Origin of the sequence: Virgibacillus sp. DJP39, from assembly GCF_049310925.1 — a bacterium.
GTDB lineage: Bacteria > Bacillota > Bacilli > Bacillales > Amphibacillaceae > Virgibacillus_F.
This window is the reverse complement of the sequence record NZ_JBMERP010000156.1, coordinates 1-2,289: the sequence shown is the minus strand read 5'-3', so window position 1 is coordinate 2,289 and position 2,289 is coordinate 1. Positions and strand designations below refer to the sequence as shown.

At 36.8% G+C, this 2,289-nt stretch carries 4 protein-coding genes; all 4 read right to left on the bottom strand.

Features of this window, described 5'->3' with window-relative positions:
* Positions 1 to 23: 23 nt before the first annotated feature.
* The 4 genes from ACOI1D_RS21360 to ACOI1D_RS21345 are packed head-to-tail and all read right to left on the bottom strand — an operon-like array spanning position 24 to position 2,188.
* Positions 24 to 623: a SpoIIE family protein phosphatase gene (locus ACOI1D_RS21360; RefSeq protein WP_422504207.1), complete on the bottom strand. Its 600-nt coding sequence runs from the start codon at positions 621 to 623 to the stop codon at positions 24 to 26.
* Positions 620 to 1,411, bottom strand: coding sequence for an RNA polymerase sigma factor SigB (sigB, locus tag ACOI1D_RS21355; protein ID WP_422504206.1), 792 nt, complete (start codon positions 1,409 to 1,411; stop codon positions 620 to 622). Before sigB ends, ACOI1D_RS21360 begins: the two co-directional genes overlap by 4 nt.
* Positions 1,383 to 1,856, bottom strand: coding sequence for an anti-sigma B factor RsbW (gene rsbW, locus ACOI1D_RS21350; protein WP_422504205.1), 474 nt, complete (start codon positions 1,854 to 1,856; stop codon positions 1,383 to 1,385). The genes sigB and rsbW overlap by 29 nt, the downstream gene beginning before the upstream one ends.
* 2 nt (positions 1,857 to 1,858) lie before the next feature.
* A complete protein-coding gene (locus ACOI1D_RS21345; protein WP_422504203.1) occupies positions 1,859 to 2,188 on the bottom strand; it encodes an STAS domain-containing protein in 330 nt (109 codons plus the stop codon).
* Positions 2,189 to 2,289 lie beyond the last annotated feature (101 nt).

Here is a 2,289-nt window from a genome sequence, read left to right as displayed (position 1 = left end):
CAGCACCTTGTGCCGGTTTTCATCTAACTTGTGTAACGCATTGCAATTAATGTTGTGTCATCATCTTTATATTGTCCACTTTTATATTTATACGTATCAATGATTTGGTTCACATCTTCATTTAAAAAATAACGTTCTGAAAGCTCTCTATCTGAGACACCATCAGAATACATAAAAAAATTTAAGATATCATCTAATTTGCCAGTCTCAACCGCGAATTTTCTGTGATAGCCGGCAAGATAGCCAGCATTAGGTATATTCCGCTTTTTCTTTCCATCATTTGTAACAGTGATAACACCAATATTTCCGATAGAAGAAAAAGAATAACGCTTTAAATTAAAGTCAAACTTCAGAATCCCTAGAACCACACCGCGTTTGCCAGTAAGTTCTTTGTTACAGTGTCTGATAATCTCTTCAATTGAAGCGTGTATATTGTCTTTAATAACATCAATGACTGCTTTTGATGATTCTCTAGCAAACTCACCGTTGCCTAACCCATCTGCTACTGCACAGATAAATTCTTTTTCTGTTTCCGTATAAAAATAACTGTCACCACAATAATAGTTCCCTTTTTTTGAAGTTTGGAAAGCAGCTACTTCAACTCTGTTTCTTTTAGTACTCAATCAAAAACCTCCGAGCTTTCTGATTGAATAGCTTCACGAAGTTTAAGTAATGCTCTTCGTTGCAGCCTCGACACATGCATCTGAGATATTCCTAACTGTTCACCAGTTTCTTTTTGACTTAAGTTCTCGAAATATGTGCAGCGTAATATGTCTTGTTCTCTATCCGAAAGAATCGGCAATATTTTCTCGAGCATCATTTTCTGGTCTATATTTTCAAAACCACTTTCATCACTTCCAACCAAATCTAAAATGGCTACTGTACTACCATCTGAATCAGCTTCAACTTTCCGGTCGACAGATAATGCTTTATAGCTTTTTCCCATTTCCATAGTCTCTAGAATATCTTCTTCAGATACTTCCAGATAGTTAGCAATTTCCTGGACTGATGGCGACTTTTGATCCATAATAGTCAATTCATCTACTGCCTTTTTTATCTTTGGTCCAAGCTCTTTAATGCGACGTGGTACATGAACACTCCATGTTTTGTCACGAATAAATCGCTTAATTTCTCCGATAATAGTCGGGATTGCAAAAGACTCAAATGATTTACCAAAACTAGCATCATACCTTTTAATAGCTCCCAGTAAACCAATCATCCCAACCTGTGCAAGGTCTTCATGTATACTGCTGTTCTTTGAATATTTCCTGGCAATAGATTCGACCAGATTTTTATATTCCAGAACAATTTTTTCTTTGACTTCGCTATCATCAGGATGTTCTTTCAAGTGCTCGATCCATTCGTAAACCTCGTCTCTTCCCTTATTGTGTGGACGGGATTTGGTTGCCATCGTAATCCACCTCTGTTTCCTGAAGGTACTTAGTCATAAGAACAATTACACCATGATTGTTGTTAATTTCTACTTTGTCCATCAATGCATTAATCAAAAAGAGCCCAAAACCTCCCTCGCGCAAGGTCTCTACTGATTCTGTATGCTTATATGGACCAATTCCTCCTTTTATTTCTTTAAGGTTAAAACTTCCGCCGTGATCAGCAACCATTACCTCTAAGCGATCTTCGTAAACGCCAAATCCGATGGTTACTTCTCCCCCTTCGTCTTGATAGGCATGATCAACAGCGTTTGTAATCGCCTCTGAAATGGATACCTTTAAATCTTCAATCTCTTCGTAGGAAAAACCCATTCTATTTGCGACACCTGAGATACTCAACCGAACAACACCTACATACTCAGCCTTCGCTGGAACCTTCATCTCGATAAAATCAAAACTTTCCATTATTATTTTCCACCTCGAATCTCTTCATTAATATCCATAATCTCATCTAAACCGGTTATCTTAAATAGACGCATAACCCGGTCCTGTAAATTGATCAATGTTAGTCGACTATCGTGTTCTTTCGTAGACTTTAAAGCACTAATGAAAACACCAAGACCTGTACTATCCATATAACCCACCTGATCCAAATCAACCTCAACTAATTTCCCATTTTCTTTAGTTAAAGGTAGTAATGTGTCTTTTAAATTAGGTGCTGTATATGCATCAATTTCCCCTGATAGGATAACTTTAGATTTATCACTTTCTTCTATAACATCAATAGCTAAGTTCATTTCTGTTTCCTCCTAGATTAACCTCTATATCTTACCTCATGCTAATTTATATATTCTAATGTTGTGATACCCGAATCAGGAATAGAGTAAACCTATTTACG